At 71.0% G+C, this 15,845-nt stretch carries 17 protein-coding genes; 11 read left to right on the top strand and 6 right to left on the bottom strand.

Going from position 1 to position 15,845, the window contains the following annotated elements:
* Window positions 1-43: 43 nt before the first annotated feature.
* Together ABD331_RS43845 and ABD331_RS43840 are read right to left on the bottom strand one after the other, a co-directional pair.
* Window positions 44-1,168, bottom strand: coding sequence for a lysylphosphatidylglycerol synthase domain-containing protein (locus ABD331_RS43845; protein WP_344488888.1), 1,125 nt, complete (start codon window positions 1,166-1,168; stop codon window positions 44-46).
* Window positions 1,156-1,974, bottom strand: coding sequence for a PIG-L deacetylase family protein (locus ABD331_RS43840; protein WP_344488885.1), 819 nt, complete (start codon window positions 1,972-1,974; stop codon window positions 1,156-1,158). The genes ABD331_RS43845 and ABD331_RS43840 overlap by 13 nt, the downstream gene beginning before the upstream one ends.
* A 38-nt stretch (window positions 1,975-2,012) precedes the next feature.
* Between ABD331_RS43840 and ABD331_RS43835 the strand changes: the two genes are divergently transcribed.
* Window positions 2,013-3,122 carry a glycosyltransferase gene (locus tag ABD331_RS43835; protein ID WP_344488882.1) on the top strand — a complete coding sequence of 370 codons (1,110 nt, stop codon included), beginning with the start codon at window positions 2,013-2,015 and terminating at the stop codon, window positions 3,120-3,122.
* 187 nt (window positions 3,123-3,309) lie between these two features.
* Here the strand turns inward: ABD331_RS43835 and ABD331_RS43830 are convergent, their stop codons facing one another.
* Both ABD331_RS43830 and ABD331_RS43825 read right to left on the bottom strand, forming a co-directional pair.
* A complete protein-coding gene (locus ABD331_RS43830) occupies window positions 3,310-3,684 on the bottom strand; it encodes a hypothetical protein (RefSeq protein ID WP_344488879.1) in 375 nt (124 codons plus the stop codon).
* Window positions 3,685-3,773: 89 nt separating this feature from the next.
* Window positions 3,774-4,337, bottom strand: coding sequence for a TetR-like C-terminal domain-containing protein (locus ABD331_RS43825; protein WP_344488876.1), 564 nt, complete (start codon window positions 4,335-4,337; stop codon window positions 3,774-3,776).
* 50 nt (window positions 4,338-4,387) lie between these two features.
* On the opposite strand from ABD331_RS43825, the gene ABD331_RS43820 reads away from it, so the two are divergent.
* Together ABD331_RS43820 and ABD331_RS43815 are read left to right on the top strand one after the other, a co-directional pair.
* Window positions 4,388-5,479 (top strand): FAD-dependent oxidoreductase, encoded by a 1,092-nt coding sequence (locus ABD331_RS43820; protein ID WP_344488873.1) that lies wholly within the window; start codon window positions 4,388-4,390, stop codon window positions 5,477-5,479.
* A 62-nt stretch (window positions 5,480-5,541) separates the two neighbouring features.
* Entirely contained in the window at window positions 5,542-6,654 is a 1,113-nt protein-coding gene (locus ABD331_RS43815) for an aromatic ring-hydroxylating oxygenase subunit alpha (protein ID WP_344488870.1), read from the top strand.
* On the opposite strand, the gene ABD331_RS43810 is transcribed toward ABD331_RS43815, so the two are convergent.
* A complete protein-coding gene (locus ABD331_RS43810) occupies window positions 6,624-7,175 on the bottom strand; it encodes a DUF1707 SHOCT-like domain-containing protein (RefSeq protein WP_344488867.1) in 552 nt (183 codons plus the stop codon). The two genes, ABD331_RS43815 and ABD331_RS43810, sit on opposite strands and share 31 nt — an antisense overlap.
* A 180-nt stretch (window positions 7,176-7,355) precedes the next feature.
* On the opposite strand from ABD331_RS43810, the gene ABD331_RS43805 reads away from it, so the two are divergent.
* From ABD331_RS43805 to ABD331_RS43770, 8 genes are all read left to right on the top strand, one after another.
* Window positions 7,356-8,276, top strand: a complete 921-nt coding sequence (locus ABD331_RS43805; protein ID WP_344488864.1) for an anti-sigma factor RsbA family regulatory protein — start codon at window positions 7,356-7,358, stop codon at window positions 8,274-8,276.
* 266 nt (window positions 8,277-8,542) lie between these two features.
* Window positions 8,543-9,163 carry a DUF998 domain-containing protein gene (locus ABD331_RS43800; RefSeq protein ID WP_344488861.1) on the top strand — a complete coding sequence of 207 codons (621 nt, stop codon included), beginning with the start codon at window positions 8,543-8,545 and terminating at the stop codon, window positions 9,161-9,163.
* A 63-nt stretch (window positions 9,164-9,226) separates the two neighbouring features.
* A complete protein-coding gene (locus ABD331_RS43795) occupies window positions 9,227-9,688 on the top strand; it encodes a universal stress protein (RefSeq protein ID WP_344488859.1) in 462 nt (153 codons plus the stop codon).
* A gap of 73 nt (window positions 9,689-9,761) precedes the next feature.
* Complete coding sequence (locus ABD331_RS43790) at window positions 9,762-11,069, top strand: APC family permease (protein ID WP_344488857.1); 1,308 nt, start codon at window positions 9,762-9,764, stop codon at window positions 11,067-11,069.
* Window positions 11,070-11,107: 38 nt separating this feature from the next.
* Window positions 11,108-12,085: a phosphotriesterase family protein gene (locus ABD331_RS43785; RefSeq protein ID WP_344488854.1), complete on the top strand. Its 978-nt coding sequence runs from the start codon at window positions 11,108-11,110 to the stop codon at window positions 12,083-12,085.
* Between the two features lie 41 nt (window positions 12,086-12,126).
* Window positions 12,127-12,513, top strand: a complete 387-nt coding sequence (locus ABD331_RS43780; protein ID WP_344488851.1) for an STAS domain-containing protein — start codon at window positions 12,127-12,129, stop codon at window positions 12,511-12,513.
* A gap of 10 nt (window positions 12,514-12,523) precedes the next feature.
* Window positions 12,524-13,417: a sigma-70 family RNA polymerase sigma factor gene (locus tag ABD331_RS43775; protein ID WP_344488848.1), complete on the top strand. Its 894-nt coding sequence runs from the start codon at window positions 12,524-12,526 to the stop codon at window positions 13,415-13,417.
* A 159-nt stretch (window positions 13,418-13,576) separates the two neighbouring features.
* The gene (locus ABD331_RS43770; RefSeq protein ID WP_344488845.1) at window positions 13,577-13,972 is read left to right on the top strand and encodes a hypothetical protein; all 396 of its coding nucleotides are present in this window, start codon (window positions 13,577-13,579) and stop codon (window positions 13,970-13,972) included.
* A 204-nt stretch (window positions 13,973-14,176) separates the two neighbouring features.
* Here ABD331_RS43770 and ilvD read toward each other — a convergent pair whose 3' ends face one another.
* Complete coding sequence (ilvD, locus tag ABD331_RS43765; RefSeq protein WP_344488842.1) at window positions 14,177-15,826, bottom strand: dihydroxy-acid dehydratase; 1,650 nt, start codon at window positions 15,824-15,826, stop codon at window positions 14,177-14,179.
* Window positions 15,827-15,845: the final 19 nt, after the last annotated feature.

The raw sequence follows: 15,845 nt of genomic DNA, 5'->3' as shown, positions 1-15,845 counted from the left end.
CACAAGGCCCGTGGTCGATTAGCACGCGATGGGTTTGGGATTGTCACTGGGTGGCCTTCGAGATCGCGGACGGGGGCTCCGCGCCGGCGTTCCGGCCGTTGCGCCTGCGCAGCAGCGCCCATGCGCCCAGTGCCAGGCCGCCGAACGGGATCTCGATAGTGTAAGTCCAGAAGCCGAAGAGCAGTGCGGTCGCGGTGGCCGGAGCGACGGGCACGCCGAAGGCGGAGGTCAGCAGGAGCACCACGCCGCCCTCCATGATCCCCGCCCCGCTGGGCGTGATCAGGGCGCTGGTGAGCACCCGCGACAGGGCGAAGACGGCGATCGACTGGGCCAGGCCGGGCCACGCGCCGGTGACCTGCATGCAGACGGCCATGATCGCCCACTGGAAGCCGAGGAAGAAGATCATGCCGAGCGACAGCCCTGGCCAGCGGGTGCGCACCACGTCCGCGGTGTCGGCGCGCAGGCGGTGGAAGGCCTCGGAGGCGTGGAACTTCAGCCGCAGCAGCCGCGACACCCCGTCGATGCCCCTGCCGAGCCAGACGGCCGCGCGCTCCCAGTAGAGCGCGACCGCGACGACCACGCAGAGCACGATGATCGAGATCGCGCCCGTCCAGCCCGCCTTGGCGACGGTCGGGTTGGGCGCCTGCCCCGCCACCAGCAGCGCGATGATCCCGACGGCGGGCAGGACGAACCTGAACAAGGTGTTCCACACGCCGCTGACCAGCGTCATGACGACGAAGGCCCGGTTGGTGAAGCCCCACCCCTTGGTCATCGCCCACGACAGCGCCACGCCGACCGCGCCGCCGAACGGGAGCAGGTTGCTGACCGCGCTGCCCGCCGCGTTGAGCGTCAGGCCCTGGAGGTTGTTCAGGCCGGGCAGGGAGTTGGTCAGCACGAACGTGTAGGCCAGCAGGCTGAGCAGCCACAGCGCGGCCATCAGCGCGATCTCGCCCGCGTCGAGCGCGCCGAACACCCGGCCGATCTCGGCCCAGGAGACCGGCTTGCCGGTGAGCGCCTGCACGATCTGGGGGAGGTAGAGCACGAGCAGCACGGCCAGGCCGAGCGACAGCACGGACAGGGCGATCTGTAGCCACTTGTTCTTCATCGGGAACCAGTCTGCCGGTTCGCGGCGGGCGGCCTCGTCGTTCTGGAGTACTAGTTGGGCCACCGGTCGAAGGGATGAGCGAGCCGGGCGCCGGGGGGCAGGTCGCGGCGGACGTACCACTCGGTGCCGAAGACGAAGCGGTAGAGCGGGCGCGGGACCTTGAGCATCACGGCGAGCGTGCGGTCGCTGTCGCCGCCGCTGGCCTGCGAGGCGTGCGCGGCCATGGAGGCCCGCTTCTGCCTCGTGTATTTCCGTACGTTGACGCGGTGGGTGATGGCCTCGCCGGGGGAGTACGCGCTCTCGAACGTCCGCACGTCGAACTCCGGCGGGAACTTGTAGAACCGGCCCGCCACCCGCAGCAGCCACAGCAGCGGGTCACGGTTGACCGTCGCCTCCAGGACGATCTCCGTGCCCGCGATGCCGGCCGCCCGCTTGCCGACCCGGTGCACCTGCACGTGGTCGGGATGCCCGTAGCCGCCCGCCGGGTCGTAGATGGCCAGCAGGTCGGCCTGCTCCTCCTGGAGGATCGCGGCCAGCGCCTTGGCCGCCTCCTCGGTGTCGGCGTCGATGAAGGCGTTGTCGGGGCGCTCCTCGGCGCTGCCGCCCTTGGGGCTCAGCCCCGAGTCGCCGTAGCCCAGGCACTCGACGCGGGCGCAGCCAAGCAGCGCGGCCGACTCGTACAGCTCCTTGAGCCTGGTCTCGCCCAGCGCCTCGCCCGGCTCCATCTCGGCCAGCCCGCGCTCGCCCGCCGTGGCCACCACGAGCACCACCCGGTGGCCCTCGGCCGCGAGCATCGCCATGGTGCCGGCCGTCAGCAGGGCCTCGTCGTCGGGGTGGGCGTGGAAGAACACAGCGGTACGTGGAGGCACACGCCCAGATTAGTCTGGGAGGGGTGCGGATCTTTCACGTGAGTGACTGTTACCTGCCGCGACTCGGAGGGATCGAGGTTCAGGTCGCCGATCTCGTGCGGACCCAGCGGGAGGCGGGACACGAGGTGTCGGTGGCCACCGCGACCAGGGGCGAGCCGCTGCCCGGGGTGCACAGGATCGTCGCGAAGATGCCGTTCGACCTGCCCGTGCACCCGTTCGGGGTGGGGCATCTCACACGCCGCATCACCTCGGCGCGTCCCGACGTGGTGCACGTGCACACGGGCGCGGTCTCGCCGTTCGCGTGGATGGGGGTGCGGGCCGCGGTCCGCACCGGGGTGCCGTGCGTGGTGACCGTCCACAGCATGTGGGATCCGGTGACGCGGGGGATCTACCGGCTGCTGCGCCTGGCGTACGGGTGGGAGCGCTGGCGGCTGGTGGCCACCACGGTCAGCAACGCCGCGGCGGCTCCGATCAGGGCGGTGGCGGGGCCGCGGGTGCCGGTGCGGGTGGTCTCCAACGGGCTCGACCTGTCGGGCTGGGCGCCGCCTCCCGGGCACGTGCCCGCCCCGCGCGAGGAGGTGCACATCGTGGCGGTGGGCCGGCTGGCGCCGCGCAAGCAGCCCGTGCGCCTGCTGAAGCTGCTTCAGGCGGCCCGTGCGCGGGTGCCCGCCTCGATCCCCATGCGGGCCACGATCGTCGGCGACGGGCCCGCTCGGGGCCAGATGGCGCGCTTCCTGGCCAGGCACGGCATGAGCGGCTGGGTCTCACTGCCGGGCCGGCACACCCGTGAGCAGATCGCCAAGGTGCTGGAGTCGGCCGACGTGTTCGTGGCGCCGGCGCCGCGCGAGTCGTTCGGCATCGCGGCGCTGGAGGCGCGGGCCGCGGGGCTGCCAGTGGTGGCCAGGGCGCAGAGCGGGGTGGCCGACTTCGTCAAGGACGGCGTCGAGGGGCTGCTCGGCCGCACCCTCGGCGACCTGGCGGCGGCGGTGGCGCGGCTGTGCGCCGACGCGTCGCTGCGGGAGTCGATCGCCGCGCACAACCGGGCGACGCTGCCCGCCGCCGGGTCGTGGCCCACGGTGCTGGAAGGGTTCGAGCGGGCGTACGAGCAGGCGTGTGGCATGAAAGCGGAAGGCCACCGCGACGATTGAACTGAATCGCACGCGGTGGCCGTGGGCCCCTGGGGCCCGAGGCGGGTGAGTGACGCTCCCCCGAGCGCGACCCGCCCCCGTGGCGGATGAGTGGCGCGCCCCCCAAGCGCGGCCGTCTCACCCGTCACGTCGCGACCGCCGCTCCGCGCTGCCCCCCACAGGCGGTGGCGCGACGGCCGCGAGCCGATCAGCCGCAGGCCGCGACGGCCTTGGCCTGGATCTCGGGCAGCTTGCCCATCGCCTCGGTGGCGCCGGCCATGTCGTCGACCTTGATGCTGGCGAAGACGTCCGCCATGTCGTTCACCGCGCCCGCGAGGTCGCCGTCGTACTTGCTGGCGAGGGTCTTGAGCTTCTCGGAGGCGTCCTGGCTCGCCTTCTCGATGGCCTTGGGGTCGGTGGCGGCGCTGCTCAGGGAGCTGCTGTACTCGTTGGTGATCTTGGTGATCTCCTGGCTGACCTGAGTGCAGTCAACAGCCTGGCCGATCGCACCACAGGCGGTGGTGAAAGCGGCGATCGACAGCGTCGCGACCGCAACGGCGAGGCGACGACGAGGGGGAGTCATGTTCCGTGCCCTTCGTAGGTTTAGCGAACGAAGGGAACATTATGGGCCCGAACTTGACCGCCGCTTGCACCCCACTAACACCACGAGCATCAAGCGGACGTAAAGCCGTGCAGCAGGACCTGCACGATCTCCTCGGGGTCGGGCAGCGGAAGATCCAGGAGCCCCCGGTAGGAGACGAAGCCGGTGAACAGGTCGGTGAGCATCCACAGGTCGGCGTTCGGCGGCAGCTCGCCGCGCTCGATCGCGCGTTCGTAGACCACCCACGACCGCTCCATCCTGTTGCGCATGGAGGTGCGGATGAGCTCGGCCACCGCCGGGTCGCGGCCCGCCTCGCCGTACACCTGCTTGGCCATGCGGGCGACGCCCGGCTGGTGCCACAGGCCGAGCGTGTCGGTGATCACCACGCGCAGGTCGCCCTCGAGTGAGCCGGTGTCGGGGATGGAGACGTGCGCGTTCATCAGGCCGGTGAGCGTTTCGAGCAGCATGTCGCGCTTGGAGGCGTAGCGGCGGAACACGCTCGCCCTGCCCACGCCTGCCGCCGCGGCCACGTCGTCCATGGTGAAGTCGAGACCGTGGGAGAGCACCAGCCCGGCCGCGGCCTGCCTGATGCGGTGATCGACCGTGGGGTCGGGCTTGCGGCCGCGCACAGACATTGTGATACTCCTAGTATCTGATATCCAGGGTCTCAGTAATGGGAGACGTAATGAGGGTAATCGTCATCGGCGCGGGCGTCGCGGGGCTCGCCCTGGCGCGCGGCCTGCTGAACGCCGGGCACGACGCCGAGGTGTACGAGGAGGCCCCCGAGCTGCGCACGGCCGGCGGCTCCGTCTCTCTGTGGCCCGGCAGCACCGCCATCCTGGAGGAGCTGAAGGCCGACCTCACGGGCGTCGGCCGGCGGCTGGAGACCCTGGAGTCGTGGGCCGCCGACGGGCGGCGGCTGCTCACCGTCGATCTCACCGTGCCCGAGCGCCGCTACGGCCACCCCGTCGTGCACGTGGCCCGCAGCGAGCTGGTCGAGCTGCTCGCCGACGGCGTGCCGGTGACGTACGGGGCGCGCGCCGAGCACGTGGCGCCCGAACGGGCCGAGGTGCGGCTGTCGGACGGCCGCACCGTGCGCGGCGACGTGCTGGTGGGCGCCGACGGCCGCCGCTCGGTGGTGCGCGAGGCCCTGATCGGGGACGACCGGGCGAAGCTGAGCGGCTGGGTGACCTGGCAGGGGTTCACCACCGTGCCGACCGCGCTGACCGAGGGCCACCGGGCGGTGATGATGGCGGGCAGGCAGGGCCTGTGCGGGCTGATCCCCGCCGGACGGGGGCGGCTGCTGTGGTGGTTCGACGTGCGCTCCGCCCCCGGGCGCCCCTTCTGGGCCGGCGACCCGCACGTGGTGGAGCGGCTGCGGGAGCGGTTCAGGGGCTGGGCTGACCCGGTGCCCGGCATCCTCGGCACGATGACGGATCCCGACTTCTTCCCGCACCACAAGCAGCCGATCCCCGGCGTGTGGGGCAGGGGCCCCGTCACGCTGGCCGGCGACGCCGCGCACACCATGCCGCCCACCATGGCCCAGGGCGCCAACCAGGCGCTGGAGGACGCCTGGCTGCTGGCCCGCTCGCTGGGGGACCTGCGCGCGTACGAGCGGGCCAGGTCGAAGGTGGTGCGCAGGCCCGCCAGGATGGCGGGCACCGAGCTGACCGACAGGCAGGGGCCGATCGTGCGGCTGATCCCCGACCGGCTCGCGACGAGGGTCTACACCGCGATGCTGCGCCACTACAGCAACTACCTCTTGACAGCCTTCTGAGGCCGTCTGACGATGTCGCATATAGAGCAACTCGCTGCGTAATACGCAACAAGGGGTGTCGGTTGACCACCACGTCGAGCTTGATCTCCACGCTTCCCGGCCGCGCCTACACCGACCCCGAGATCTTCGCCGACGAGCAGGCCAAGATCTTCGAGAACCTCTGGTTCTGCGCCGTGCGATCGGGCGACCTGCCGGCGCCGGGCGCGTTCAGGACCGTCCAGGTCGGCCGCGAGAGCGTGATCGTGGTGCGCGGGCGCGACGGCCTGCTGCGCGCCTTCCTCAACGTCTGCCGGCACCGCGGCGCGCGCCTGTGCCTGGAGGAGGCGGGCGAGGTCAGGCGGACGATCAGGTGCGCCTACCACGCCTGGTCCTACGACCTCGACGGCCGGCTGGCCGCCGCGCCGAACCTGGCCAAGATGCCCGACATCGACCGCGTCGAGTACGGCCTGGTGCCCGTCCACCTGCGCGAATGGCTCGGGTACGCCTGGGTCTGCCTGGCCGCGGAGCCGCCCTCGTTCGAGCGGAGTGTGACGTCCGCGGCCACCGAGCGGCTCGGCGACCCCGCCGCCATCGAGCACTACCAGGTGGACCGGCTCGCGCTCGGCCGCCGCATCGTCTACGACGTCAAGGCCAACTGGAAGCTCCTGGTCGAGAACTTCATGGAGTGCTACCACTGCGCCACCATCCACCCGGAGCTGACCGCCGTGCTGCCCGAGTTCGTCGGCGGCTACGCGGCGCAGTACTACGTGGGCCACGGCGCGGAGTTCGCCGAGCGGGCCGAGGGGTTCACCGTGGACGGCAGCGCCGGGTTCGGCAGGCTGCCCGAGGTGTCCGAGGAGCAGGACCGCCGCTACTACGCGATCACCGTCAAGCCCCAGGTGTTCGTGAACCTGGTGCCCGACCACGTGATCCTGCACCGGATGTTCCCCATGGCCGCCGACCGCACCGTGGTCGAGTGCGACTGGCTCTACCACCCCGACGTCGTCGCCTCCGGGGCCGACCTGACGCTGTCGGTCGAGCTGTTCCACCGGGTCAACGAGCAGGACTTCGACGCCTGCGAGCGCACGCAGCCCGGCATGTCGTCACGGGCGTACCGGGAGGGCGGGGTGCTCGTGCCGAGCGAGCACCACATCGCCCTGTTCCATCAGTGGGTGAACCAGCGCTTGCGCGGATAGCGCACGGTCAGGCCGCCGTACTTGGCCCTGCCGGTGATCACCACGCAGAGCACGCCGGGGCGGGGCCTGCTCGGCACCTTGGTCGACGGATGGCCCCAGTCGGCCTGGAAGCCGTCCACGTTCGCCACGGCGCCCTCGGGCAGGATGATCTTGGCGGAGCCGTACGTGAGGTCCAGCTCGACGTCCACGACCTGGTGGGGGATGACGGCCTCGGTGAAGTCCAGCTCCACGCTGCCGTACTTGGAGGCCACGCGTAACCGGCGCGGGACCGCCCAGTCGCCCGAGCGCTTGACGTTGCCGTTCTTGGACCCCAGCTCGACCACGCCGTCGGCCTGCGGCTGGACTGCCGGCAGATCGGTGATCAGTTCGAGCAGGTCACCGTAGGTCTTCGCGGACAGTGCCGCCCCGAGCCGCTCCTCAAGCTCGGACCGGTTCAGCCGGCCCTCCGAGAACGCCTGCTGGAGCTGCTGGGTGGTACGCTCCCGGTCCTCGTCGGAGACCCGCATCTGCATTTCCGACATGTCCCGAGCATAGGCGCGCGGGGGTCAGAACGGGAGGCGTCGCCCGGATGGGGTGCGGAGGTCGAGGGGGGACGGACGGCGCTCGGGACGGGGGCGGCGGATGAGCTGGACTCTCTTCACAACCCAATAGGTACCCAACGGATTGCCGTGAACTCATCAACGTTAGGTAGCGTAGTGCTGATGTGGGCGGAACCGTTCGTACATCCGGCGCTCTTCTACCGGGGCGGCGGCGAGTACGTGTCTGCGACGACGGCCTTCATCCGCGAGGGGCTCGCGGCCGGAGAGCCCGTCGCGGTGGCCGTGCCTCCTTGGAATCTGGCCCTGATCGAGGCGGAGCTCGGCGCGCAGTCGGGCGACGTGCTCCTGCTCGACATGACCGAGGCGGGGCGCAACCCGGGGCGGATCATCCCCGGCGTGCTGCGCGCCTTCGCCGACCGGCATCCCGACCGGCACGTCCGGATCATCGGCGAGCCCATCTGGGCCGGTCGCACCGCCACCGAGTACCCGGCCTGCGCCCAGCACGAGGCGCTGATCAACCTGGCGTTCACCGGGCGCAGGGTGACGATCCTGTGCCCGTACGACCTGGCGGGGCTGCCCGGCGAGGTCATCCGCGAGGCCGCCCGCACCCACCCCGTGCTGCGTGACGCGACGAGCGAGTGGGCCAGCGACGACTACGCGCCCGAGCTGGTCGTCGAGGGGCACAACCGGCCGCTCGGCGAGCCGTCGAAGTTCGCCTCGCTGAGCTTCGACCACACGAACCTGTCGGCCGTGCGGACGCTGGCCGCCCGGGAGGCCGCCGCACTGGGCTTCCACGGCGACCGGCTGGACGACATCAGGCTCGCGGTGGCCGAGCTGGGCGCCAACAGCCTCGACCACGGCGGCGGCTCCGGCGTGCTACGGGTGTGGGCCGAGGACGACCGGCTGGTGTGCGAGGTCAGCGACGCGGGGCACATCACCGACCCGCTGGTGGGCCGCAGGCCGGTCGATCCGCGTGAGGCGGGCTCTCGCGGCCTGCTCATCGTCAACCTCCTCAGCGACCTGGTGCGCGTGCACACCCGCGCGGGCGCCACCGCGATCCGCGCCTACTTCGTGCTTCCCTGACGCCCGACCTCGGTCATGTCGGCGTAGGCCAGGGCCCGGTTGTGCTCGGCGTTCGCATTGCGCAGCGTGTCGGCGCGCCCCACGTCGAATCCCCCTCAGGGCAACCCTCATCACCCTGAGGGGGTTGTCCCTACTGAGGGTCGAGGAAGGGCAGGTCAACGGCCTCGCCTAGGGGCCGCTCAGACCAAGGTCTTAAGGGGGACTTCAGGGCCGCTTCGGGTCCATCTCCGATGTTCGCAAAGCCCGCGTTCCACGAGCTTAAGGGCATGAAGGGATTGCTTGTCACTGGTTTCGCGGCCATCGGCACGGGGAGCGGCGCGATGCTCACCCTGCACGCCGGATCCGACCTGGATCCGTTCCACAGCGTGATCAGCGAGTACGTGTGGCAGTCGGCCGGATGGCTGCTGCCCGCCTCGCTGATCCTCTTCGCCGCGGGCGCCGCGCTGATCGCCGAGGCGACCCGGCGCGCCGGCCTGAGCCGCTGGATCGTCGCGCTGCTGGTGGTGTGGGGGGCGAGCATGTTCCTGATCGGGGCCTTCCCGACCGACAGGCCCGGCGTGGCGCTGTCGCTGTCGGGCGGTATCCACCGCTACGCCGCCTTCGCCGCGTTCCTGGTGATGCCGGCCGCCGGGTTGCTGCTGGTCAGGGCGAAGATCCGATACGCCGGGGCGACGCGGCTGCTCAGCATGCTGGCCATCGGCGCGCTGGTGCTGGTCGTGATCCCGTACGTGGTGCGCATGTTCGGCATCCCGCTGAGCAACGACGACATCCCGGCCGGGCTGGTCCAGCGGATCGTGGTCGTGACCGAGCTGGGCGTGCTGACTCTGGCGGGGCTGTCGCTGCTCAGGCCGTCCGCCCGGCGCGCGGTGTCGGCGGTCATGGCGTGAGGCTTGAATCGCGTCACCTTGGAAAGAGGAGGATCCCGATCCTCGTTTTCAGGAGTGGCTGAGATGACGATTTTGATCGCTTACGACGGGTCCGACGACTCCAAGGCCGCCATCGCCTTCGCGGGCCAGCTTTTCCGCGGGCAGCACGCGGTGGTGCTGACGGTGTGGGAGCGGCTGGCGATGACCTCCGCCAGGGCGTCCGCCGGGCTCATGGTGGCCGTGGACCAGTCGGGCGTGGAGGACGAGGCCATCGGCGAGGCGATGAGCGAGCTGGCCCGGCACGGCGCCGAGCTGGCCAGGGAGGCGGGCCTGGACGCGACGCCGCGGTGCGACGTGGACTCCGTGGCCGTGTGGTCGACCATCGTGGACGTGGCCGACGAGCTGGACGCCCAGCTCATCGTGACCGGCACCAGGGGGCTGGGCGGGGTGCGCTCCCTGCTGCTGGGCAGCACGTCGGACCGGGTATTGCACCACGCGCACCGGCCCGTGCTGGTGGTGCCAGGCCCGAACGGCAAGGGCGGCTGACCCACGTCTTGAGCTGTCGGTGCGGCCGGCCGGTCCGTTGCGGCAGAGTGGGAGCCTCCTGAGGAGGCGGACATTGCCGGACGAACTTGCCAGACGGCTGGGCACCACCGACGCGGTCGTGGTGGGCCTGAGCGCGATGATCGGCGCGGGCGTGTTCGCCGCCTTCGCGCCCGCCGCCGAGGCCGCCGGGCACTGGCTGCTCGCCTCGCTGGCGCTGGCCGCCGTCGTCGCGTACTGCAACGCCACCTCCTCGGCCCGCCTGGCCGCCCTGTATCCCGAGTCCGGCGGCACCTACGTCTACGGCAGGCGCCGCCTCGGCCCCCTGTGGGGGTACCTGGCGGGCTGGGGCTTCACCATCGGCAAGACCGCCTCCTGCGCGGCCATGGCGCTCACGTTCGGCGCCTACGTCCTGCCCGGCCTGGAACGGCCGCTCGCGATCGTCGCCGTGGCCGTGCTGACCGTGCTCAACCTGTTCGGGGTGCGGCGGTCGGCGGGCGTGGCGCGGGTCATCGTGGCGTTCGTGCTGGCCGTGCTGGTCATGGTGATCGCGGTGGGGCTGCTGGGCGAGGACTCGGCCGCCTTCGGCTGGTTCGCCTACGCGCCCGCGTCCGAAGCCTTTCTGCGCAACGCGGCCGGGGCCTACCCAGCCGACGTGTGGGGGATCATGCAGGGGGCCGGGCTGCTGTTCTTCGCCTTCGCCGGGTACGCCAGGATCGCCACCCTCGGCGAGGAGGTGCGCGATCCCGCCCGCACCATCCCCAGGGCCGTCGGCATCGCGCTGGGCATCACGCTGGCCGTCTACGCGCTGGTCGCCGTGGCCGCGCTGCGCACGCTCCAGCCCGAGCTGCTGGCCACGTCCGCCGCGCCGCTGGCCGACCTGGTGCGGGAGGCCGGATACGGCGGGCTCGCGCCGCTGGTGAGGGCCGGGGCGGCGGTGGCGGCGCTGGGCGCGCTGCTGGCGCTGCTGCTGGGGGTCTCGCGGACGGTGCTGGCCATGGCGCGCGAGCGCGACCTGCCCGGCGCGCTGAGCGCCGTGGACCCGGTGCGGCAGGTGCCGCGGCGGGCCGAGCTGGCCGTCGGTGCCGCGGTGATCGTGCTGCTGCTGGTGGCCGACCTGCGGGGGGCGATCGGGTTCTCCTCGTTCGGCGTGCTGGTCTACTACGCGGTCGCCAACGCCTGCGCGCTCACGCTCGGCCGGGACGAGGGCGCGCCGCCGCGGCTCGTGCCTGTGGCAGGGCTGGTGCTGTGCCTGGCGCTGGCGGCCACGCTGCCGGTCGCCTCCGTGGTGGCGGGTGTGGCGGTGTTCGCGGCAGGGCTGGTGATCTACCTGGTACGGCGGACACGCGGTGGGCCTGTTGACGGAGGTCGTCCGAAAGCCTAGGTTGGCGCCCACACCGACCAGCCGGTATGGAGGCGTGCATGCCCACCGTCGAAACCCTGCGCGGCCCCGTGGACGCCGACGAGCTTGGGCAGACCCTGATGCACGAACACGTCTTCGTGGTCGCCACCGAGCACCTGGACAACTACGGCAAGGGCGCCTGGTGGGACGAGGAGTTCCGGGTGGCCGACGCGGTCACCAAGCTCAACGCGGCGGCGGCCAAGGGCGTGCGCACCATCGTCGACCCGACGGTCTGGGGCCTCGGCCGCTACATCCCGCGCGTCCAGCGGATCGCCGAGCAGGTCCCCGGCCTGCACATCGTCGCCGCCACCGGCATCTACTCCTTCGAGGAGCTGCCCCACCAGTACGAGCACCGCGGCCCCGGCCTGTTCATCGACTGCCCCGACCCGATGATCGACGACTTCGTCCGCGACCTTACCGTGGGCATCGCCGACACCGGCGTCAAGGCGGCCTTCCTCAAGTGCGTGGTCGAGGCCAAGGGCCTCACGCCCGGCGTCGAGCGCATCTGCCGGGCCGTCGCGCAGGCGCACGTGCGAACGGGCGCGCCGATCACCGTCCACACGAACGCGTTCACCCAGAGCGGCCTGCTCGCGCTCGACCTGTTCGCCAAGGAGGGCGTGAACCTGGAGAAGGTCGTCGTCGGGCACGCCGGCGACAGCAACGACCTCGACTACCTCATGCGGCTCGCCGACACGGGCGCAATACTCGGGATGGACCGATTCGGTCTGGACGCCTTCAACCCGACGTCCCAGCGTGTGGCCACGATCGCGGCCCTCTGCCAGCGCGGATACGCCGATCGCATGGTCCTCAGCCACGACACGGCCTGCTTCATGGACTACTTCGGCGGGTCCTGGGACGAGGCCCGTCGTACGCTGGCGCCCAACTGGCGCTACGATCACATTCACGACGACGTCTTGGCCGCACTGCTGGACTCGGGTGTGACCGATGACCAGATTGAGCAGATGCTGGTGTTCAACCCGAAGCGCTACTTCTCGTAAAGTAAGTGGATCGGGAGAGCGACGCGGGTAGGTGGAGCTGGGTGACTTCGGAGCAGGCCTTGTCGATCAGCCTCGGGCTCCAGGGACCTTGCGTCATCGCGCGGTTGACGGGGGATTTCGATTTCGGGTCCGCGGCTGAGGTGCGCGACCGCGTCACCAAGGCGCTCGATCTCACGCAGCCCCCGCTGCTGGTCATCGACATGCAGGCGGTCAGCGTCTGTGACTCCTCGGGGCTGTCGGTGCTGGTCTACCTGCACAAGGCGGTCACGGCCTCCGGCGGGCGGCTGCTGCTGTCGGGGCTGAACGGCCGGTGCAAGCATCTGTTCGCGATCACCGCGCTGGACAAGTTCTTCGATATCCGCAGTACGGCGGAGCTGGCCATCGCCGAACTGAACGAAGAGGGGAATTCGCCGCCGTTTACCGGGTAGTCCCCCGGACATGTCGGCCGAAGAGCCCGATCTGCTCGGTACGTACCTCGAGCAGATCGGAAAGACCCCCTTGCTCTCCGCCGCGGACGAAGTGGAGCTCGCCCGGCGGATCGAGGCAGGCCTGTACGCGGGCCATCTGATCGAGCGTGGCAAGGGCACGCCAGAACTCGAACTCGTCGCGCTCGATGGCAAGCGCGCCAAGGACCTTCTCATCAGGTCCAACCTCCGGCTCGTGGTGTCCGCCGCCAGGCGGTACTCCTTCCGGGGGCTCCCGTTGCTGGACATCATCCAGGAGGGCAACCTTGGGCTGATCAGGGCGGTGGAGAAGTTCGACTACACGCGGGGATACAAGTTCTCCACGTATGGGATGTGGTGGATCCGCCAGGCCATCGAGCGCGGGATCCACGACAAGAGCCGTACCGTGCGGCTGCCGATCCACGTCGCGGAGGAGCTGTCGCGGCTGATCAGGGTGGAGCGCCAGCTCGCCGCCGAGCTGGGCAGGGAGCCCACGGACGCGGAGCTGGCGCGGGTGGCCGAGCGGTCGTCCGCCCAGGTCGCGGCGTTACGCAGGCTCGGCCAGGACATGGTCAGCCTGGACGTCCCGGTGGGCGAGCACGGCGAGGGCCGGATCGGCGACATGATCGCCGACGAGGACGGGCTGCAGGTGCAGGAGCTGACCGAGCGCCGCGCGCTCAGCGCCGAGCTGCGCCAGGTGGTCACGACCCTGCCGCCGCGGGAGGCTTTCGTGATCAGGCTCCGGTACGGGCTGACCGGGGAGGAGGTTCGCACCTACACGGAGATCGCTCAGCATCTGGGGCTCACCAGGGAACGCATCAGGCAACTGGAGAAGCAGGCGTTGAGACGGCTCAGGCAAGGGGGGCCGTTGCTGGCGTGGGCGTCCTGACCGCGTCAGGTTGCGGGCGGATAAGCCCGATATAAAGGGATAACCGTTTCGTATCGGATCATCCCCGACAAAGCCGAGAGAGTGGGCTGCCTGGTAGTAGTCGGACATGTACGTGTCGCTGCCACAGGGGGGAGCGACTGTCTCGACTATGGGGGCGAAATGTTCAAACGCCTTGCCGCCACGGCGTTAGTGGCCGCTGCCGCGACCACGCTGATGGCCGTGCCCGCCGAAGCCACCACCACGAGCGCCCAGCTCATCCGCACGAAGTCCTCCTGGGGCAAGTGCGAGGACACCTGCCGCATCAAGGTGCGGATCACGAACATCTCGCGCAAGAACCTCTTCAACGTCAAGCTCAACGTGACCCTCAAGGTCAACGGGCGCAAGGTCGGCTCCTGCTACAGCAACGTGGGCCGCATCGCCGCGCGCAAGGTGCGCAACACGGGTTGCACCGTGCGTACCGCGCGGCTGTCGGAGGCGTGGAACGACTACGTCGACGGCTACGGGAACTTCCGCACCTACGCCAAGACGTCCGTGGCGTACCGGTACTACCGCTGATGTAACTGAAAAGGGGCCGGAACGACCGGCCCCTCGGGGCTCACGCGGTGACGAGGAGCGCGACTCCGATCAGCACCACGACCGGCACGAGCCACATCACGACCTCGCCCGCGAACTCCTTGTACATCGCGTAAGTCTCCTTAGGTCAGGGGTGGGGGCAAACGCCAGAACGCAGCATAGCCGCCCCCACCCGCTGCTCGATCCTCAGGTGGTGACCGCCCCGTCCGACGCCGACCCGACCGTCGCGACGTACTTGGTCAGCACCCCCCGCTCCACCTCCCGCTCAGGCAGCACCCACCCGGCCCGCCGCTCGGCCAGCTCCGCCTCGGGCACCAGCAGGTCGAGCGTCCCCGCGGCGCTGTCGATCACCACGGTGTCGCCGTCGCGCACCAGCGCGATCGGCCCGCCGCGGTAGGCCTCGGGGGCCACGTGCCCGATGACCAGCCCGTGCGAGACCCCGCTGAACCGGCCGTCGGTCACCAGCGCCACCGACGAGCCCAGGCCCCGGCCGACCAGCGGGCCGGTGATGGAGAGCATCTCGCGCATGCCGGGCCCGCCCGCAGGCCCCTCGTAGCGGACCACGATGACGTCCCCGGCCACGATCCGCCCCTCCTGGATGGCGGTGTAGCAGTCGCTCTCGGAGTCGAACACCCTGGCCGGGCCCTCGTGGCGGAAGTCGTCCTTGCCGCCCAGCTTGAGCACGCACCCGTCGGGAGCCAGCGTGCCGCGCAGGATGGCCAGCGCGCCGCGCCGCTTGAACGGCTGCTCCGCGCTCGCCACCACCTCCTGCCCCGGCGTCTCGCGTGCCTGCGCGGCCACGTCGGCGAGTGTGCGGCCGTCCACCAGCGTGACGTTCTCGCGCAGCAGGCCCGCCTCCAGCAGGCGGCGCACCACCAGCGAGGTGCCGCCGGCCCGCCACAGGTCCAGCGCGGTGGCGTCGCCGCCGCTCGGCTTGAGCCCGGTGATGATCGGGACCTGGCGGCAGACCTCGCCGATCCGGTCGATCTCCAGCGGCAGCCCGGCCTCGCGGGCGATGGCCAGCAGGTGCAGCACGGCGTTGGTAGAGCCGCCCATGGCCGCCACCGACACGATCGCGTTGTGCAGGGCGTCCTCGGTGAGGACGCGCGAGGGGCGGGCGTCGGCGGCCAGCGCCCGCATGGCCAGCTCGCCGATCCGGCGGGCCGCCGCGCTCTTCTCCTCGGCCACCGCAGGGATGTCGCCGATGCCGAACGGTGCCAGGCCCAGGAACTCGGCGACCGTGCCCATGGTGTTGGCGGTGTACTGGGCGGCGCAGGTGCCCGCCCCCGGGCAGGCGTGCCGGGCCAGGTCGTCGAGGTCGTCCTGGTCCATCCGGCCGACCTCGCGCTCGCCGAGCGCCTCCCACATGTCCTGGATGGTGACGTCGCGCCCGCGCCAGCGGCCGGGCATCATGCTGCCGCTGTAGAGGATCACCGACGGCACGTCCAGCCTGGCCAGCGCCATGATGCCCGCCGGGACGGTCTTGTCGCAGCCGACGATCGCCACCAGCGCGTCGAACTGGTGGGCCAGGCCCATCAGCTCGATCGAGTCGGCGATCACCTCCCGGCTGACGAGCGACGTGCGCATGCCGGGGGTGTGCATGGTGAGGTTGTCGGAGACCGCGATGGTGTTGAACTCCATCGGCAGCCCGCCCGCCGCCCGCACGCCCTCGGCCACCTCGGCGGCCAGCTCGCGGTGGTTCAGGTTGCACGGCATGGTGCCGGTCCAGGTGGAGGCGATGCCCACCACGGGGCGGCGCATCTCCTCCTCCGACAGGCCCATGGCGTACAGATGGGAGCGGGCCGGTGCGCGGTCGGGATCGTCGGCGATGCTCACGAGGGTTCCTCCGATGTAC

It is taken from the genome of Nonomuraea monospora, assembly GCF_039531895.1.
Classification (GTDB): domain Bacteria; phylum Actinomycetota; class Actinomycetes; order Streptosporangiales; family Streptosporangiaceae; genus Nonomuraea; species Nonomuraea monospora.
Note: the sequence above shows the minus strand (reverse complement) of the source record. Positions and strands in the feature narration are given on the sequence as shown.